Consider the following 18,518-nt stretch of genomic DNA (forward strand, 5'->3'; position numbering starts at 1 on the left):
AAACTCTTTTGACCAACTGTAATAAAGTCCCTGCGAGATACCTTCTTGACGACACAGTTCAGCAATGCTGTCCTCACCACGTAGTCCTGCGAGTACGATGCGGATCTTGTCTTCAGTGGAATAGCGCTTGCGGGTCTTGCGGCGGATATCTTTAACCGCCTTCTCAGCTGCAGCGCTGGCGGTCCGTGTGTTGTGCCCCATTGTTCACTCCTAATCTCATGATCATGAGCCAAAACACTCCCTTATTCAAATTAACCGATCTGTCCATAAGGCTTCGATGGGGAACACTTTTCAAGGCTAAAACCCTGTACATCTGGCCCAGTACCTTCACCGAAAACGCCCTTCAATGAGGCTGGAAGATCATAAGCGCAGCTGCAGAGAAGAAAGACTGCGACAGGTTTGTGCCTTTGGCTGAATGAAATGCTGAAAATCTGCACAGATGGTGAGTAGGGTCTGCAAATCAGGTTGGCATAACGGTTTGCATGACAATGACTCTTGCAAATCATCGCGTGACAGCTTTTGGGTTTGGGCTCGCCTCCGCCATTCTGGCTTCTGAGCCTGCGCTATGGCTGGTGCGAACATGGTTTGATCCCTCTTATTCATCCTCTGGCGCTGTTTATCTGGTCGCGGTCGCGGGCTTATTGCTTTGGTCGCTGTCGAGCCCCGTGGACCATTCTGCAAATCATCACCGCCAAACTGCAGCTTTGCTTCTTGTGGCTTCCGCTTTCATTCGCCTGATCAGTCAGGTGTTTGCAATCAATGTTATTGGCGGGTTGGCTCTGGCTTTTGATATCTTCGCCATTGCTACGCTTTTGAGGGTAGGGGAACGCAAGCGTGCACTCTCTCCCTTCTGGCTCTCTGCGCTTTTCCTGTTCTCCCTGCCTGTTGAGCGGATTGTTCAAAGGCTATTGGGTTACCCATTGCAGGAACTGTCTGCGAACGCGTCTTGCTTTCTTCTCAGCGGTGTCACTGAGAATCTTTCCTGCAATGGCGTGCGGCTGACACTTGAAGGCAAAGACGTACTGGTTGATTTGCCTTGTTCTGGCACGTCCAGCCTTATGCTCAGCTTGGCATTTATTGTGGTGTTGAATGCCATCTATCGCCCACGCTTAAGTGTCGCTCTGCTTTGGGTCGGCATTACGCTCGTTCTCAGCATCTTAGGCAACTCTCTCCGCATCAGCACATTAGCGCTCGGCATCGCCTATCCGCATTGGGTTCTTGACGTAAACGTTATGATGGAACCATGGCACAGCGTGATTGGGTACATCACTCTTGCTCTCACCCTTCTGCCAATCCTGAGGCTGTATCGGCCTAAGGCACGCATGTTCGTTGCCTCTCTTCATATGGTTAAAGGTCATGAGCTGCCTAAGTCACTTCAAAAGTATCTGGCTCTCGCCTTTGTTGGTCTTGCTGTTGTTGTTGTCAGCCTGCCCCGACAGGCTGTTGATGTGGCGAGAGCAACTACGCTCCCTGTTTTGCCTTTGTTTTTGAATGGGCAGTCCGGGCAGGACATCCCATTACTTCCTGTCGAGCAACAGTATCTCGAAGCGTATGGAGGGTATGCAGTCAAAAAGCGCTATGGAGAGCATGCGCTTACTCTTGTACATACCAGCTCCCCGCTTCGCCATCTTCATGCGCCGGATGATTGCTTGCGCGGTCTGGGCTACCGGGTCGAGTTTCTTGGGTCTCGTTTTGTGGCAATGCCTTCAGCGCTGTATCGGGCCACTGCAGAAAACGGCCAGCAATGGCAGGTCTCCGTCTCTTTTTTCTCTGATGACGGGCATGTCACCAACAACGTGGCCGAAGCGATCTGGATTTGGTTGCAAAACCCGTCGCTCTCTTGGACCAGCATTCAGCGCGTTTCACCATGGCAGGCTGCTCTTTCCAACCAAAACCAGTTTGAGGCCGCGGTTTTTGCTGCCTTTGATTTCCCCAGGACTTGAAATTTAGAGGATATTCTTGATGTTTGAGATAACGCGCTTTCTCTTTTTGCTTTTGATTTTTGTAGTCAGCACGAGCTCCGATGCTGGTGCCGAGCAGCCAGACCCACTGGGAAAGAAGGCGGGCACAATTGTCGCCATGTTAAATGGACAACAGGTTGAGTTGCCTTTGCTCTCTGCGCACTACGATGTGGATGTGGTTGGAGATCTCGCCCAGGTTACGCTTTCACAGACATTCCTCAATCCCAATGATGTGCCGCTCCATGCAACATATCTGTTTCCCCTAAATCAGAAAGCTGCCGTTCATGCCATGGAAATGGAGTTGGAAGGGCAGCGGATTGTCGCGCAAATCAAAGAAAAACAAGAAGCAAATGCTGTATTCAAGCAAGCGAAGGCTGAGGGGAAAGCCGCGTCCCTTCTGACACAGCATCGACCAAACATGTTTACTCAGGATATCGCCAACTTGATGCCGGGTAACCCAGTGACCGTGCACCTGCAATATGTGCAGTCCGTGCCGAAAGTGGATGGGGCTTATGAACTGGTTGTTCCCATGGTGGTTGGGCCGCGGTACCAAGGAGCAACCGAGTCCGCCCAGCAGGGCAAGCCTGATGCGATGTCTGGCAGTGATGAAGTTGATGTCGTTTCCGGCTGGGAAATTGATCGGCTACCGACATATCCTCAGGTGTTAGGCGTTTCAACATCTAAGGCCATCGATAGTCAGCGGGTCTCCCTGGATATGTCCATGACCGCAGCTCTGCCTATATCCGGTCTTTGGAGCTCAACACATAAGTTGAGCATCTCCGGAGATGAAACCAAAAAACAGGCGACCTTTGAGAACACTAGGGAGGTTGACAATAAAGACTTTGTCTTGCGTTACGAACTGGCCGCTGAGACGAGTGTGACTGCCGGTCTAGACAGTTACTACGAGGATGAAAAAGGGGGCTTCTTTTCGCTACTCATCGAGCCGCCTAAAGTTACGGCTGAAGCGACTATTGGTAAAAGAGAGCTGGTGTTTGTGTTGGACACCTCCGGCTCCATGGGGGGCGCTCCGATCGCTGCAAGCAAAGCCTTTATGCGTGCCGCGATTAATAATCTACGCCCAGATGATTACTTTCGGATCCTTCGGTTTGCAAATGAGACAACTGCATTTGAGGAGCAGTCCTTAATTGCAAGCGAGCATAACAAACAGGCAGGGCTTGAGTATGTCTCCGGTCTTTATGCTGGTGGCGGGACAGAACTGAATGCAGCGCTCAAAGCTGCGTTTGGTACGCAACAACCTAAAGACACAACACGCATCGTTATTTTCCTGACAGACGGTTATATAGGCAATGAGCGCAAAGTAATCCAAACCGTTGCCAATCGCATTGGAAAGGCACGTCTTTATGCGTTTGGAGTGGGTTCGTCCGTCAATCGCTTCCTGCTTGAGGCGCTGGCAACAGAGGGACGGGGATATGCACGCTATGTTGGGGCTGAGGAGAGCTTCCATGAGACTGCAGAGGCCTTTGCAAAAGACTTGAAAACGCCTGTGCTGATCGATGTCTCAATTGATTGGAACGGATTAGAAGTTGAAGAGCAAAGCCCGACAAAGCTGCCTGATTTGTTCGAAGGGCGCGCACTTCGAATTCTGGGGCGCTATCAAAAAAGTGGAAAGCACACCATTTTCATAAGTGGCTTAGTGAATGGAAAGGCAGCTCGCATGCCGCTGGAGATTGATCTGTCAGGGAGAACTCAGCAACAGAGCTCAGAAAAGAAAGCGCTTCCAATCATCTGGGCGCGTGAGCAGATTTTTGCAAAAAATCGAGCATATACGATTGGAGGCAGTTCAAATCAGGCCTTAAAAAACGAGATTATTAAGCTTGGTCTGGATCATTCTCTGCAAACCCGCTTCACTTCGTTCATTGCGGTTTCTGAGGGCCCCGTAAATCATGCCCCAGAAAATGCAGTTTCAGCATTGGTCCCACTGCCGCAAGTTTCTGGAGTAACGACAAAAGCCTATCCAAACCTCAGTGGAAGTTCAGCGCCAGAACCGGAAGGGATTATGGGGCTCTTGATCGTGATTATGGGTCTTGTCGCGCGCTTCCGCCAAAACCTTGTCAGCATGGTTCGGACAATACGTTGCTCCATTACTCGGACAGGTCAACGCTCCATTCCTCTGGAGGGTCTGGATCGCTCACTGCCTTATAAACTCCGCCGGGATGGTTGGTGGTTGGATTGAACTGCAATCCGGGACCCATAGCGGAATATGATGCCTTCTGCCTCCAGCAAGCTAAGAGCGTCTCAACTTGTCCAGTTTTGGCGCTCTTTCTGGTAGCAAGCCGGAGCGATATCGTTGCAGAACGAACTGCAGGAATAGGCCAATAAGCAGCATGCGCATGTAAGAGGATCGGGTTGCCCATTCTGAGGGGAGGAAGCCTGTTAGGATTTCTGTCATTGACCAGATCGCCCAAACGATCAGCGCTCCCGCGATAGCCCCTTTATTGTTTCCACTTCCGCCTGCGATCAACATCACCCAGGCAAGAAACGTTATCAGGATTGGCTCAGTTGCGTCTGGGCTGAAGTACTTGAAATAGTGCGCACTCAACGCTCCAGCCAACGCCATAAATATGGCACCAATCACAAACGTTTGCGTGCGGAAAGAGTGAGTGTCCTTGCCGATGGATTCAGCTGCGTCTTCATTGTCGCGGATCGCTCGCAAAACCCGGCCCCACGGACTTTTGTGGAGGCGCTGAGAAATGAAATAAGTCAGCAATACAATTATCCAAACGAAAAGAACGAAGACAATTTCGGCTGTTTGCCCTTTGAACACCCCTTCAAAGGGACGGGGTATGTTGGAAACTCCCAAACTCCCGTTGGTCAACCACTCCTCATTTACGATGACAAGTCGGATGATCTCTGCAATTCCAATTGTTGCCATGGCGAGGTAATCGCTTTTGAGAGAAACGCAAAGCCGTGCAATGCCCCAGCCAACAAGACCTGCAATGACAGCTGCAACGGCCATACCTACAAAAATGGGTTGCTGAAATCCCCCAACATTGTTTGATGCTGCCGTGGAAGTGATAATAGCTGCTGAGTATGCGCCGATAGCGTAAAAGCCAGCAATCCCGGCATTAAACAGGCCGCCAAACCCCCATTGGATGTTAAGCGCCAGGCAAATCACAGCATAAATGCCAGCCATGGTGAGGAAGGAAACGAAATAGAAGAACAGCCCTGTGAGTTCCATCAAAGTACCCTTCCTTTTAGTAGGCCTTGCGGACGGAACAACAACAGCGCCAACATGATGATAAAGGCGATTGCGCTCTTATAACTGGGCGAGATGATCTCTATTTCCATGATCGGGAACGTACAAATCTCTTCTGCAACGCCGATTATCAAGCCTCCCAGCATAGCTCCTAAGGGGCGGCCAATTCCGCCCAACAAAGCTGCTGCAAACATAGGTAACAGCAAGTTCCAACCCAGGTTTGTATGGATGTCCGTATCCAACCCCACAAACACACCACCAATGGCAGCAAGGCCACCTCCAATTAGCCAAGTCCATCGAATAATTTTTTCCGTATCCAGTCCGGCAATCCTTGCCAGTTCTGGGTCATCTGCAACCGCTCGCATGGATTTTCCTGTTTTAGAATACGAGAGGAAGAAATGCAGCGTGATGGCAATAACGACTGTAAACGCGATGATTTGCATATGCCGAAGAGCGATGCGGAAACTATCAAAAAAGACCAGCGGTTTTTGAAAGCCGACCACATAGACTTGAGAGTCCGTGCCCCACAATAACTGGATGGCTGAACGCAAAATAAGAGCAACCCCAAAGGATGCGATGACAGTGTAGATGCTGGGTAGATCTCTCAGTGGTTTATAGAAGGCCTTATCCAAAAACACTGCCACCAGAGCCGTCCCGACAACGGCAATCAGAATAGCTGCAAGTGCTGGAACACCAAGTGTCCAAACAGCAGTTAGTGCGATGTAAGCGCCAGTTGTCATCAAGTCGCCATGAGCAAAGTGTGCAAAGCGCAGAATGCCAAAAATCATCGAAATCCCGACAGCGCCCAATGCATAAATGCTGCCAAGAGTTATGCCTGGTATGAGGTAATAGTTGATGAAATCAATCATGCTGGCAGCCCTCCGCCGAGAAATGCATGCCGGACCTCATCATTAGCCAGAAGGTTTTTGCCCGTATCCGTATATCCGTTCTTGCCGTTCACCAGCACATATCCAATGTCCGCAATGCGCAACGCCTGTTTGGCGTTTTGCTCTACCAACAACACGGAGATACCGGTCTCCCTGATCTTCAGGATCATATCAAAGATCCGTTCCAGATATGCAGGCGACAAACCGGCTGTCGGCTCGTCCAACAGCAGCAGCTTTGGATCACTCATCATTGCTCTTCCGATGGCAACCATTTGCCGTTGACCTCCGGAAAGCTGCCCCGCTGGCTGGTTTAGCTTTTCACGAAGGTCAGGAAACAGCGTCAGGATCATATCTAATGTTGAAGCTGGATTTTTCGGTGGTGCTGCATAAGTTCCAACCTGCAAGTTTTCACGCACTGTCAGGTTTGCGAAGACATTGCTGGTCTGTGGAACAGCAGAAATGCCCATAGGGACGAGGTCTGCCGTTTTGACACCGACAATCGAACGCCCCATGAACTCCACGGAGCCAGAAAAGTATTTATTGAGCGCAAAGATTGATTTCAGCAAAGTGGACTTGCCAGCCCCATTTGGTCCCACAATTACCACTATTCCTTTCAAATCAACGCACAGATCAACGCAATGAATAATAGGCGTTGCGCCATAGCCTGTAGTCAGGTTTTGGATGTTCAAAATTGGGTCAGGCATGGACATCCTCATACTTGCCACCACCGAAGTAAGCTTCCACCACGCGTTCGTCACGCTTGATTTCTTCGATGGTTCCTGTTGTTAAAACAGTGGCTTGCGCTAGTACGACAACCTCGTCGCAAAGCCGCGAGACGTAATCCAGGTCATGTTCGATCAGGCAGAAAGTGTAACCGAAGTCGTCATTCAGCTGCTGGATCTTCACAGCGATCTTACTGAGCAGGCTGCGGTTGACGCCGGCACCGATCTCATCCAGCAAGATGACTTTTGGTGTCTGCATCAATGTTCTGCCAAGTTCCAGCAGCTTCTTTTGCCCGCCGGAAAGGTTTCCTGCCAGTTCGTCCTGCAGCTTCTCAATCTCCAGAAAACGCAGTGTTTCCATAGCCTTATCGTAGGCCGCATGCTCTTGCTTGTGAAAGACGGAGGGGCGGAAGATTGCATTGAGTACATTTTCTCCGATAGAGCCATCCGCTGCGACCATCAGATTCTCAACCACAGTCATGCGTGAGAATTCGTGCGCCAATTGGAAAGTCCGATAAAGCCCTTTGCTCTGACGCTTATGCGCTGGCAAGGCAGTAATGTCTTCTCCATCAAGAAAAATTTGCCCACTGCTTGGTTGCAGTAGACCGGCTATCATATTGAAAACAGTAGTCTTACCCGCTCCATTTGGCCCGATGACTCCCGTAATTTGGCCAGTTGGAATTGAAAATGAGCAGTTGTGAACGGCGGTTAATCCACCAAATCGTTTTGATACATTCTCAAGCTGGATCATTTGTATTCCCAAAATCTCATTGACCGCGCCGCCATGACACGGTCCAACATGACCAGGCTCAGAAGAGCCCGGTCATTACTCGGTAAAATTCAACCTCTTGTGGTAGAGGTTTGAACTAATTGAAGATTTTGGTTTGCTTGTAGCTGTCGCCTTCGACTATATACTTGCCGATATAACCTGCGACATCTCCATTCTCATCAAACTCGTGGGCCCCAGAAACGCCCTCGTAATTGATGTTTTTGCCCGCAGAGATCAACTCACGTGCTTTCGCCCATTCTCCCGGGCCAACAATCTCACCTGGTGCATTCGCAACTGAACGAAGCGCATTTTTTACAGCGGCACGATCGGTTGAACCGGCTTGTTGAATTGCCAACGCAATCAACATGGTAGCGTCATAGGCCTGATCTACAAATGGCTTGTCAGATCCGCCGCCAAATGTCTCGTCAAACCGAGCATGGAACGCTTCTGTAGCTGCATTTGAGCTCGGGGAACTTGGTGAGGTAAAGAAGGAGCTGGCAAGAGCTTCTGCGCCAATTTGCTGAATTAAGATGTCATCCCGCAGACCGTCTGTACCAATGAACTTCTCGAAGAAGCCATTTTCCAATGATTGCTTGACGATCTTCGCGCCACTGCCCGCTGCATAAGCGATAACGACAAGTGCATCAGCACCGCTGGATGCCAGGGTCGCCAACTCACCACGGTATGAGTTTTTCTTGTCTTCATGCTTGGAGAATTTGGTGACGACCCCACCCAAGTTCTCGTATTCAACCTTAAAGGTGTTGCCTATGCCCACACCGTAGTCATTGTTAACATATGTAATTGCAACCTTTTTAAAGCCTTCCTCCAAAACGGCGCGTGCGAGCACTTTACCCTGATAGTTGTCGCTTGGAACAATGCGATAGACATAGTCGTTGTCTTCCAAATTGGTCATACTTGGTGCTGTCGCTGTTGGGGAAACCTGAAGCACGCCATTTGGAATAGCAACCGCATTTGCCGCAGCAATGGTTGCGCCAGAAGACAGTGCTCCCATGATTGCAACAACGTTTTCAATGTTTACCAGTTTACCTGCAGCATCAACCGATGGCTGTGCAGATGCTTGACTGTCCGCAACAACAAGCTTCATGGTTTGCCCGTCCAACAAACCGCCGCCTTTGTTCACGTCTGCCTCTGCCAGTTTTGCCCCGTTGAGGATTGGTGGAATAAAGTTGGCAAGAGGCCCCGTCACGCCCATCAATGCCCCAACTTTAATATCTTCGGCCCCAGCCGAACCTGCAAATGTTATGCATGCTGCTGTCGTCAGCATCAAAAGAGTCTTATTCATAAATCCCTCCCATTGCATTGCACCGTCGGAAGGCTTTGGCCTCATTGATTTCAGCTATCTCCTCCAATATCGGAGATTCTTACTGCTACAAACGGCGTAATACGTAAAAACACTTGCATATGCGCAAGATGCTGTCAATCACCTCTCCAGAAGTACAAGTGTCCTCACAGACAGCTGTTTTCCTGTTTTGACGGTAGGGAGATATGATCAGAAGCCACCCACTTGTTCTGATCTCTGAGCCAAATATTATTTCATATTTCAATTATGAAAATCTCTTGCATTAATGAAATTAGGCATTCTATTGTGTGGCACGACACTTATGTGCACGAACAAACAAGTAATCAAAATGAGCGAGGCGTTATCTATTTTGCGACGTGAAACAAGTAATACGGCAGCGATCTCTCGAAAGCCTACGAACGCGAAGAGGCAAGAGAAACTGCACATTGGCGAGCGCGTGAAAACCTTCCGCAAAGCATTGCAGTTATCACTCAGTGAGCTCTCTATACAGACTGGGATTTCAGAGGCGACATTGTCCCGTGTGGAGAATGATCAAACGCTGATGAGTGCTGCCAATCTTTACGTTTTGTCGCAAGCTCTCAATGTAGATATGTCTGCATTTTTTGAAAACCCGGCAAGTCCGGCTCGCAGTGGTATTCGCAGCATCACGCGCAAAGGGCAGGGCGTTTTTCTGGAAACAGAACGCTATAGTGCTCAGGTGTTGAGTAATGACATCACCAACAAAATGATGAACCCAGCCATTGATATTGTAGCAGGGCGAACTCTGGAAGAGGTTGGCGGATTACATGCTCATCCGGGTGAAGAGTTTTTGATTGTGCTGGAGGGAAACTTGCATTTGCATTCAGAACACTATGCCCCTCTGCTCCTGGAGGCTGAAGACTCCATCTATTTCGATAGCTCGATGAAGCATGCTTACGTTTGTGCTGGTGATACTCCGGCGCGTATTTTGGTAATCGCGACGATTGATGCCACGCACATCAAAAGTGAGGGTGAATAAGCACCACGCGTTCAATTTTATTTATCACATTTGAAATTCTGGGAGGGACGTCAAGTGGCACAGTTAGAAACCAAGACAGATCATATTGCATCTGCTGAAATACGGTTGCCAACCAACGATTTAAAGGAGGACTTGCCGTTTTTCAGCAAGATGCTCGGTATGAAGCTGGATATGATTTTCCCAGCTGATAATCCTGCTATTGCGGTGATGTCTGGTCACGGTCTTCGGGTGCGCCTAGAAAAGGGTGCATCAGAACAACCAGGTACACTGCGTTTATTGTGCAAAGAGCCTGCTGATTTTGCTGAAGGGCAAACCGAACTGATCGCGCCAAATGGCACTAAGATTGAGATTGTTGACGCCTCTCCTGTGCTGGAAATGCCCAAAACCCAGCACTCTTTCATTGTCAGGCATATGATTGACAATGATCCGTGGGTGATTGGCCGTGCTGGTATGCAGTATCGTGACCTGATCCCGGATCGTCTGGGTGGCAGTATTATTGCCTCTCACATCCGCATTCCAGATGCAGGTCCTGTTCCGGATATGGTGCATTATCACACCGTTGGGTTTCAGTTGATTTTTTGCTATCGCGGCTGGGTCCGGCTTGTTTATGAAGATCAAGGTGAGCCTTTTATCCTCAAAGCTGGCGACTGTGTTATCCAACCTCCAGAGATCCGGCATCGTGTACTGGAATCCTCTGGTGAGCTTGAGGTGATCGAAATTGGCGTTCCAGCAGAACATATCACCAGCATTGATCACGAGATGGACTTGCCGAATGGAACTGTGAACCCAGAGCGTGAGTTTCAGGGGCAAAAATTTGTTTATCATCAATTAGATAGCGCCATATGGCAGCCCCATCGCCTTGATGGTTTTGAATGCAGAGATACAGGTATTGGTTTAGCAACAAAACAGGTTGCCAATGTGCAAGTTGCCCGTGCAACGACGGGGCCAACTGGGGCTGTTACCAGCCACACCTCGGATATCTTGTTCTCTTTTGTCATGGAAGGCAGCGTTACCCTGGTCAATGAAGAGGGCAAAGCCCATCAATTGAAAGCTGGAGATGCGTTTGTCATACCGCCAACGATGAAAACATCTCTGCTGAATGGTTCTGATGATCTCGAGATTTTGGAAGTCTCGTTGCCGGGAGGCTTTAAGACCAAGCTTCACGACGTTACCTTTTAAACGGCTTCGCTGCCTTCAGACATCCTATTGTGAAGACTGGAAATCCATTGAATTATCAAGATATTATAGCGCTTGACGAAAATGACCCGCTCAAACACTGCAAGGAGTTGTTTGAAGAACGGCCTGGCGTCATACATTTAGACGCGAACTCCCTTGGATCTATGCCAAAATCAGTTCCGGCGCATCTTGCACATGTGTTTCAAAGTGAATGGGCGGATGAACGCAGTGCGAGTTGGGCAGCGGCCAATTGGATGGCCCGGCCTATGCAAATTGGTGCTGCGATAAGTCGTTTAATTGGCGCTGCTCCAGAAGATACGCTTGCCTACGACAATACCACGCTAAACCTGTTCAAGTTGCTGACGGATGCGCTGAAGCTTAACCCGGATCGCCAGGTGATTTTGAGCGAGAAGACCACATTCCCTACCAACCTTCACGTAGCGCAAGGCCTGGAGAACGCACATAGCGACCAGCTGAAAGTGGCCTATGCGGACCCTGAGTTGGACATTCTCGACGCCATCACTGAGGATGTTGCAGTCGTTTATCTGTCACAAGTGGATTACCGCTCTGGTCGCCGTTTCAATATAGAGCAAATCAACGCCAAAGCCCGTTCTGTAGGCGCATTAACACTTTGGGATCTTTCCCATTCTGCGGGTGCTATTCCGCTGGATGTTGAGGGTACACAAACAGATTTTGCGGTTGGATGTGGTTATAAGTATTTGTGTGGCGGTCCCGGTGGTCCTGCATGGTTATACATCAACAAAAAGCATCAGAATAAGATTTGGCCGGAGATCTCTGGTTGGATCGGTCATGCAGATACATTTTCATTTTCTGAGCAGTTTGAACCAGCTGAAGGTGTTCTGCGCCACATGACCGGATCTCCGCAGGTGATCGCAAATGAGATTTTTTGGTGTGCAGCAGAGATCTGGAACTCGGTTGACCCGCATCAGGTTTGGGCCAAGCATCGTTCTTTGAGTGAAACACTGGTTACACTAATCAAAGAACAATGCGGTGATTTTGGTGTCCAACTTGCGTCCCCTGAAAATTACGATGAACGCGGCGGGCATGTATGCGTTCGCATTCCGGGAGATGGGAGCAAAATCGTTGAAGCGCTTAAGAAGAAGAACATAACCTCTTCTTTCCGTTCTCCGAATGCAGTGAGATTTGGTCTGTCACCGCTCTATCATTCACACGCAGATTTGTGGGAGGCAACACAACAACTTCGTGCTGTTCTGGAAGAGCAGGCAATGGCTACGCAAGCCTGATTTGTAAGAGGGGCGTTTCTGCGAGACGACAATATCGTTGATTGCAGCTCTCCTCTGATCGTTTCTTGTTGGGTTCTAGCCAACTTCTTCATTGTCAGAGATTAGGCAGAGAGGCAGCTCTATCAGATAACAGAGCTGCCTTTTCATCTTAGCAGAGTAGGGGATTACTCAAATCCATACCAAGCGCAGGCAAGGGGCGTTCAGTGCTGTCACCATATCCAATTTCAAAGCGTACCTTGTTGATGCACACTTTAGGAATGGTTGGTGCAAAAAGCTCAAATGTCTTAAAGCGCGCGTCATATCCCGGATTAGCGGCAATATAGCTCTTCAGCGTATCTGTAAGAATTTGGTAGAAACATGTCTCAGTCATCTGCTCGGCTTGCGCCAGTGAAGATGACAGAAATCTGAGCACCGTGACGAAGTGAGCGGTTTGAATGTCATGCACAATGTAAGCTGGTGGCTTTGCTGGCAGTAATGTGCGCAGTTCATCACTTAGATCGCACTGCTCAGGGTAAACCTCATTTACGAGATCAACATCTCCTTGCAAATCTTTGATCGCCATACCGACAGGTACATTGTCTTCCAGAACAACTGTTATGTTCTGTCCGTGAGCAATAAAACCAAGCCCATATACGCAGAGCATGTGATAAAGTGGCACAACGGTGACTTCAAACAACTTTTGCAGCCAATCCGCTAAATCAAGATCTGCCTTTTGCGCGAGATGAGCAGCCAGGGGAACGCCTGAACCATCTTTGTGCAACAAGGCAGCGTAAAGATAAGCTTTGCGATTTGGTCCCACTTTGTAGTCTGCAGGTTCCCGCCAGATTACCCCCAAAGTTTCATCATGCTGATAGGGAATATCGCGAAGCTGCTGGTAAAACGGATGGCGATACCATACACCGCGCAGTTCTTTTAGAATGAAAACCTTATTCTTCAAGTGATCATCTGATTGAACAATTCCATCCAACCACTCAGATAAGTCAGCTCCATGAGCGATGTATTTTCCAGGAATTCCTCGCCATGCTGACGTGTTCAGGATTGTCAGAGCAACCTTTACATCTGGGCTTTCAGGGCGGTCCAGACTGGTGAGCGTCCGCAAAGATGGGCCCGAAACATAGCGTCCGCCAAAAGTACCCAGCAGGATCAGGTCTGCTGTTTGTAGATCATTGATGTACGTTTGTTGGAGCACATGATCCCATTGCCAGGGGTGTACAGGAATGAGACAGTAGCTTTCTAGAGTACCTCCTTTGCTTTTCAGAGTGTCCATTAGTTGCGCCATTTCAGTTGCGCCTAAGGTGTCTTTCAGAAAGCTTTTTTCTGCATGGATATCACTATCGCTGATCTCGCAGTTCTCACGGCGAGCAGCAAGCCATAACAACTCGATCGGTTGTCGACTCTCCGGCGCAAAGCGGGCGACATCCTCTGCTCCCCAACCAAGGCGACCTTTGTTTGCTACGGCTTTTGGATGCCCTTCCAGCAGCGCGTGTAACTCATATGGTTGCATCTGGAGGAGCGTGTCAGCATCATAACCTTCGCAGGATTGAGCCAGAAATAAATCCTGACGCAGAGTGTTGGACATTTCACGCAAAAAGGTGGCCAGTGTTTCCGGTCTCATTCCAAGTTCGGCCTGTGCATCCACTGAGAATTGAAGAGGAGACAATGGTAGTGTCAATGCGGGAGTCCGAGTGATACTGCCTGCATCCACCCAGAGGTTCCCCCAGACCATGGTTTGCGCCTGAAACGTGTAGAGTACACCTGAGGCAAGGCGTAGCTCAAAAGTTTCGCCGCCAGTACAAGTGGGGTTTAAAACTTCTTCATAAGTTAGTTCACTAAGTAACTTTGCGAGCGCTGTCTGGCAGACTTTTGGCCATAAGGGCGAGGGACTCGTCGTGTCCACCACCATTGTGCTGCAATGCTGTTTGTTGAGGATCATAAACGAACCTCCTCAAAAAAACGTTCCCGCCGACAGCACATGAGTGCCGAGCGTTTATGCGGGAAATCGAATTCCATGAGTTTTTCATAGGCAAGAGAATCTGCATAGGAGAGCAGTTTGGCGTTATCCACCCGAGGCTCACCCATTATGTTATCAGTCAGCGGGCAGTCCAAGAAAAGATAGTGTGTCAGCCCGCGCAACCAAGCGCCGGTTTTTACTTTGCCTAGGTGCCTGCGTTCACCAATCAACCCATGCCAGCCTCTGTCGTAACTTTGAGAGGCGTAATAGGGGCCGAGCCGATCCTCTCGCACCCAATAAGTTTCGAAATAACCTGCTTCCTCACCATTAAAACAACCAATTAGTGGATAGGTGTGGGGTTTGGCCTGTAATGTTTCCAGGTACGCCTTCAGCTCATCTTTAGATTTTGCCAGCTCCCAGAAATATGCGACACGGCCATCGTTCATCCAGCGATGAAACCTGTCCAGATCACGGTCTATGTCAACGGCACGAAACGATACGACCACGTCAGCAACGGGGTCATAACGCTCGTAGCACAGCCCGGTTGGATGTGGTGGTCTTAATGGATGATCCCGACCATCTGGCCCCTCGACCAAACCGGTGCGAAGGCGACCTGTGGATCTGTGAAGGAGCCAGAGTTGTGGGTTTTGATAGAAGCCAGAGCGATACACTTGATACTGCCCATTTGCTACTGCAAGAAATGGCAAGTCTCGTGGATCAATAGTATCTGCTGGCAGGCTGATTTTCAGAGTTTCTATCTCTGAATGCGACGAAAAGCATGCCTCCAGACACAACAATACTGCTTCTAGTTTTTCTTCTTGAGAACCTTTCAAATAGAATGAAAAACTCAGGTTTGCCTCTGTCGCATTCTCCAGATGAGCACAGGCAAAAGCTTTGGTGTCACGCAACACGGTTAGCTGTCCGCCATTCCAATCTTCGGATGTAACAACCTGAGCAAATCTGCAATCAGAGGAGCTATCATGTGTTTTATGGGCAATCGAAAGTGATGAGCCAATAGGCATCCTATGCAATGTCATCGCTATTTCTCTTGTTATTAAATGGGTTAGCTATTTTGAAGAATGTTGCGAGCTGGCCAGCTCCGTCGCCCGATGCTTCGTTTACGTTGCTAAGGCTAGTGCGATAGTTACCCTTACTGACCAATGTTGGAGAGGTCAGCAGATAGTCATAAAAGGCTGGATCGCCGGTTGTACTTTGAGCTGCAGCTTTAAATCTTCTGCGAAGCGTGTCATAGGCGCGGGCCTCGTCCATCAAGCCATCAATAACCAGAGTGCTCACGGTGTGGAGTAGGTTATTGACAATCACGTAATAGCAAAGCAGCTCATCACCAAGCTCAGGAGGGACCACATTTTCAGCATTTTTGCCAATGTCAGGTACGTAGGCAGACAGTATGTCATGGTGGGTCGTTAGGTGACCTGTCCCCTGACAATCCCTGACATAAAGATGAGCGGGCATGCCATCTTCCAGTGCAATCATCATATTTTGCTGATGAGAGCCGAACAGCAGACCGTAGGTAGCGCGAATATCAAGCAGAGGCAGGATAGCCACTTGCATGAATGCATCCAGCCAGCGTTCTGCCAATTCCTGAGGGGAGCGTGCTTTTTTTGCCGCCTGCCTATAAATTAAGTCACCAATTGGGGATGGAGCACCAAGTTGAGGTTCACATAAACTGGCGAGCATGGCGGGGCCGGTTTGTGTCGGTTCATGGAACGGATTGTCCCGCAAGACTACAAAACTATCCTCCAGTGCGCCGCCGTCTTCATCTTGCAGAGCAACATATCCGGGCTCAGTAAGGATGGTCAGATTTGGGAAATCACTTGCCAACTTGTCCCCCAAAGCACCTGAGAGCAGCTCTGCCATTTGCACACCGCGTTCAACCTCCTTGCGAGCAAGTACTCTTTTTGAGTTTGTTAGCCGCATGGAAAGTGAAAACTTAAGCATGTACGGCGCCTTGAAAGCGTGTACTCCGCGCATTGATGCGGTTGCTGCAAATGGCTTGCCAATTGACCCATAGGGTCTGAGAAAACCCTGCTGTATCCATCGGAGAACTTGAGGACGAGCCAATAAACGTTCTGCCTGCCATGGGTGCCAGGCAATAGGCACGTAACCTTTGTCAACTTTAGTCCGCAGTGTTTCCGGCAAGGTTTCATCACTCTTGGCAAGGTTCTGGCACATGTCAAAAGCAGTTGTTTGCACACCAGAACCTGAAACCAGGATCGAACGATCTGCCAAGACCCAGAATAAAGGAAATTGCCCCTTTAATTCAGGCGATAACAACAAGGCATCGGCTTTGGTCAGCTCGTCTCTGCTACGTGGGTTTGGATGGGTCGGATGGCCGGAAATAAGCGCTTGCTCAGCGTCCTGAAAATTCCAGTTCTCTGCAGCATGAGGAGAGTTGTTGGCGTCCAGCTCATAAGCTTGCATTTGAGCCTGATGACTATCCAACACCCTCGATAAAAGCGTAAACTGCTTTTCGCTGTGCTCACCGCTGATTGTACTATCTGTAATAAGTGCAGTCAGCGCACTCATGAGGCTAACAGGCTTGCAATGCCCCTCGCTGTTCCAGAGGTAAAACGGCAGCTGTATTTCAAATCGAGCAGCCGTATGGTGAGGGACTTGCAGCAACAAGCGATCATTGTTTTGCAGAGGAAGACAAACTGTATCCTCACTCAAACATAAAAGCTCTTTTTGCGCGTGTGATAAAAAGGACCAGCCTGACCATTCGCGCAAGAGCGCATTTAAGAATGCACTTGCAGTGGCTTGCTCAGCCCTTTGTGAAGGTGTCGGAGGTACAGACACAGGACGATTGTTTGCCTGAGTGTAAACTAAGGTTTTGTTCATGGCGAACCTGATGAATAGAGCAATTAATGATTTAATCAGCAGTTCAGGCTGGTATGACCTGATTTAAGATTTCCGCTCGTGGCACACTTGGCCAATCGATTAATTCGCTGTCTTCTTCCAGATCGAAGAGAGGCTCTCCAACAACAGCGTTCAATATGGTCGCACTCCTCCACGTCATGAGGCTCATTTGCGGATCCACAATGCCGTGAGAGGAAAGGCCGAGATTTAACCCAAAAATCTGAAGGTTTCTTGGTCCGTCCCATTGCAGTCGGTAGGATGCATCCAGTTCCGGCAGGCCATTTTCATCTAACGAAAGGCGCGGTAAGAGCGGCGTCATAAACTCCGGAAGCGCTGGCCTTGCCCCTGTCGCTAGTATGACCAGATCCGCTTGCTGCGTTTCCGTCTGACCGCTGATCGTGGAGTTTGAGGTCAGCCGGTAGCCGGTTCCCTGCTGTTCCATGGCTTTTACGTCCCGTCCCGGCAGCAAGGTGATGGTGCAAGGATCCGCGCAAAGATGCTTGCGGCGATAGATTTCTGCATACAGCTCATCGACTGTGCTTGGGGTCAGGCCATCACTCGCGAGCTTCTGGTTTACCACTTCTTGTCGCTGGCTTTGCTTGGGCAGTGTCTGGTAGCTCTGAACATAAGCAGGTGTGAAAACCTGATCAACAAACCCACCTTCTTCTAGGGGGGAGAACCGGGGTAAATTGCTGATCCACTGGACTTCCAATGGAGCTGCTTGTTTGCTTGTCAAAAGGTCCAGAACAATTTCCGCACCGGTTTGTCCGCCACCAATTACTGCAATACGCTTACTTTTTGTCTGCCGTGCTTTGTTGAGGTAACCGCTTGCGTGAAAACAATTTTCACCCAAGTAAGGGGTCGCCCACTGCGGTACAAAAGGCTTCATGCCTGTACCCACAACAAGATTGGGAGTGTGCTCAACTCGTCCGTTTTCAAACGCCACAGATAGACGGTTGTCTTTTACCGAGATTTCCTGCGCAGTGTGGTTCCAATGAAGATTGTTCATCTTGCCAGCAGCCCATGCAAGATATTCATTAAACTCCACACGGGTTACTCCGGTAAAACGACCAGCTAAAAAGTCATAGAACCTCTTCTTTTCAACCAGAAACGCCATAAAAGAGTATGCGCTGGTCGGTTGTACCGCTGTGACGAGGTCTTTCAAGAACGATGTTTGCAAAACAGAACGCGAAAACATCAATCCCTGATGCCAGCTGAATTCTGACTTACTGTCAAAAAATGCTGTACGAATGCGTGATGAGCTCTGTGCCAATGCGGCAACGCTCAGATTAAACGGCCCTATGCCTAAGCCGATCAGGTTATAAACTGGTTGCGTATTCTTCGGCATCTTGACGATCTGGGACATCTCAAGGCT

Annotated in this window: 15 protein-coding genes; 5 read left to right on the top strand and 10 right to left on the bottom strand. The window is 49.3% G+C overall.

Annotated features, from left to right (window positions below; translation table 11 throughout):
- Positions 1-201 (bottom strand): transposase (locus tag PsAD5_RS21445; RefSeq protein ID WP_153041414.1); only part of this gene is annotated, 201 nt, incomplete at its 3' end.
- A 281-nt stretch (positions 202-482) separates the two neighbouring features.
- Between PsAD5_RS21445 and xrtT the strand changes: the two genes are divergently transcribed.
- Entirely contained in the window at positions 483-1,943 is a 1,461-nt protein-coding gene (xrtT, locus tag PsAD5_RS21450; protein ID WP_208988746.1) for an exosortase T, read from the top strand.
- A gap of 19 nt (positions 1,944-1,962) precedes the next feature.
- Complete coding sequence (locus tag PsAD5_RS21455; RefSeq protein ID WP_063293617.1) at positions 1,963-4,155, top strand: VIT and vWA domain-containing protein; 2,193 nt, start codon at positions 1,963-1,965, stop codon at positions 4,153-4,155.
- Positions 4,156-4,206: 51 nt separating this feature from the next.
- Here the strand turns inward: PsAD5_RS21455 and PsAD5_RS21460 are convergent, their stop codons facing one another.
- From PsAD5_RS21460 to PsAD5_RS21480, 5 genes are all read right to left on the bottom strand, one after another.
- Positions 4,207-5,160 (bottom strand): branched-chain amino acid ABC transporter permease, encoded by a 954-nt coding sequence (locus tag PsAD5_RS21460; RefSeq protein ID WP_063293618.1) that lies wholly within the window; start codon positions 5,158-5,160, stop codon positions 4,207-4,209.
- Positions 5,160-6,047: a branched-chain amino acid ABC transporter permease gene (locus PsAD5_RS21465; RefSeq protein WP_063293619.1), complete on the bottom strand. Its 888-nt coding sequence runs from the start codon at positions 6,045-6,047 to the stop codon at positions 5,160-5,162. The genes PsAD5_RS21460 and PsAD5_RS21465 overlap by 1 nt, the downstream gene beginning before the upstream one ends.
- The gene (locus tag PsAD5_RS21470; RefSeq protein ID WP_063293620.1) at positions 6,044-6,769 is read right to left on the bottom strand and encodes an ABC transporter ATP-binding protein; all 726 of its coding nucleotides are present in this window, start codon (positions 6,767-6,769) and stop codon (positions 6,044-6,046) included. Before PsAD5_RS21470 ends, PsAD5_RS21465 begins: the two co-directional genes overlap by 4 nt.
- Positions 6,762-7,538, bottom strand: a complete 777-nt coding sequence (locus PsAD5_RS21475) for an ABC transporter ATP-binding protein (protein ID WP_063293621.1) — start codon at positions 7,536-7,538, stop codon at positions 6,762-6,764. Before PsAD5_RS21475 ends, PsAD5_RS21470 begins: the two co-directional genes overlap by 8 nt.
- A gap of 115 nt (positions 7,539-7,653) precedes the next feature.
- Positions 7,654-8,859: an ABC transporter substrate-binding protein gene (locus PsAD5_RS21480; RefSeq protein ID WP_063293622.1), complete on the bottom strand. Its 1,206-nt coding sequence runs from the start codon at positions 8,857-8,859 to the stop codon at positions 7,654-7,656.
- A 346-nt stretch (positions 8,860-9,205) separates the two neighbouring features.
- On the opposite strand from PsAD5_RS21480, the gene PsAD5_RS21485 reads away from it, so the two are divergent.
- Genes PsAD5_RS21485 through PsAD5_RS21495 form a run of 3 tightly spaced genes read left to right on the top strand, consistent with a single transcriptional unit; the run spans position 9,206 to position 12,315 of the window.
- Positions 9,206-9,874, top strand: a complete 669-nt coding sequence (locus PsAD5_RS21485) for a helix-turn-helix domain-containing protein (RefSeq protein WP_193778169.1) — start codon at positions 9,206-9,208, stop codon at positions 9,872-9,874.
- Positions 9,875-9,928: 54 nt separating this feature from the next.
- Positions 9,929-11,053, top strand: a complete 1,125-nt coding sequence (locus PsAD5_RS21490) for a cupin domain-containing protein (protein WP_063293624.1) — start codon at positions 9,929-9,931, stop codon at positions 11,051-11,053.
- A 47-nt stretch (positions 11,054-11,100) separates the two neighbouring features.
- Positions 11,101-12,315 carry an aminotransferase class V-fold PLP-dependent enzyme gene (locus PsAD5_RS21495; RefSeq protein WP_063293625.1) on the top strand — a complete coding sequence of 405 codons (1,215 nt, stop codon included), beginning with the start codon at positions 11,101-11,103 and terminating at the stop codon, positions 12,313-12,315.
- Between the two features lie 148 nt (positions 12,316-12,463).
- Here the strand turns inward: PsAD5_RS21495 and PsAD5_RS21500 are convergent, their stop codons facing one another.
- The 4 genes from PsAD5_RS21500 to PsAD5_RS21515 form a co-directional block, all read right to left on the bottom strand.
- Positions 12,464-14,248: an IucA/IucC family protein gene (locus tag PsAD5_RS21500; RefSeq protein WP_063293626.1), complete on the bottom strand. Its 1,785-nt coding sequence runs from the start codon at positions 14,246-14,248 to the stop codon at positions 12,464-12,466.
- Positions 14,245-15,288 (bottom strand): GNAT family N-acetyltransferase, encoded by a 1,044-nt coding sequence (locus PsAD5_RS21505; protein WP_063293627.1) that lies wholly within the window; start codon positions 15,286-15,288, stop codon positions 14,245-14,247. The genes PsAD5_RS21500 and PsAD5_RS21505 overlap by 4 nt, the downstream gene beginning before the upstream one ends.
- A gap of 1 nt (position 15,289) precedes the next feature.
- Positions 15,290-16,957 carry an IucA/IucC family protein gene (locus PsAD5_RS21510; RefSeq protein WP_193777034.1) on the bottom strand — a complete coding sequence of 556 codons (1,668 nt, stop codon included), beginning with the start codon at positions 16,955-16,957 and terminating at the stop codon, positions 15,290-15,292.
- Positions 16,958-17,168: 211 nt separating this feature from the next.
- Positions 17,169-18,509: a lysine N(6)-hydroxylase/L-ornithine N(5)-oxygenase family protein gene (locus PsAD5_RS21515; RefSeq protein WP_084406027.1), complete on the bottom strand. Its 1,341-nt coding sequence runs from the start codon at positions 18,507-18,509 to the stop codon at positions 17,169-17,171.
- Positions 18,510-18,518 lie beyond the last annotated feature (9 nt).

It is taken from the genome of Pseudovibrio sp. Ad5 (assembly GCF_001623095.1).
Lineage (GTDB): Bacteria > Pseudomonadota > Alphaproteobacteria > Rhizobiales > Stappiaceae > Pseudovibrio.

Excerpts from the sequence above, each read along its gene's own strand:
- PsAD5_RS21515 (WP_084406027.1), bottom strand. The coding sequence starts at position 18,509 with ATGTCCCAGATCGTCAAGATGCCGAAGAATACGCAACCAGTTTATAAC.
- PsAD5_RS21455 (WP_063293617.1), top strand. The coding sequence starts at position 1,963 with ATGTTTGAGATAACGCGCTTTCTCTTTTTGCTTTTGATTTTTGTAGTC.
- PsAD5_RS21475 (WP_063293621.1), bottom strand. The coding sequence starts at position 7,538 with ATGATCCAGCTTGAGAATGTATCAAAACGATTTGGTGGATTAACCGCC.
- PsAD5_RS21485 (WP_193778169.1), top strand. The coding sequence starts at position 9,206 with ATGAGCGAGGCGTTATCTATTTTGCGACGTGAAACAAGTAATACGGCA.
- PsAD5_RS21465 (WP_063293619.1), bottom strand. The coding sequence starts at position 6,047 with ATGATTGATTTCATCAACTATTACCTCATACCAGGCATAACTCTTGGC.
- PsAD5_RS21460 (WP_063293618.1), bottom strand. The coding sequence starts at position 5,160 with ATGGAACTCACAGGGCTGTTCTTCTATTTCGTTTCCTTCCTCACCATG.
- PsAD5_RS21500 (WP_063293626.1), bottom strand. The coding sequence starts at position 14,248 with ATGATCCTCAACAAACAGCATTGCAGCACAATGGTGGTGGACACGACG.
- PsAD5_RS21470 (WP_063293620.1), bottom strand. The coding sequence starts at position 6,769 with ATGCCTGACCCAATTTTGAACATCCAAAACCTGACTACAGGCTATGGC.
- PsAD5_RS21480 (WP_063293622.1), bottom strand. The coding sequence starts at position 8,859 with ATGAATAAGACTCTTTTGATGCTGACGACAGCAGCATGCATAACATTT.
- PsAD5_RS21505 (WP_063293627.1), bottom strand. The coding sequence starts at position 15,288 with ATGCCTATTGGCTCATCACTTTCGATTGCCCATAAAACACATGATAGC.
- xrtT (WP_208988746.1), top strand. The coding sequence starts at position 483 with ATGACAATGACTCTTGCAAATCATCGCGTGACAGCTTTTGGGTTTGGG.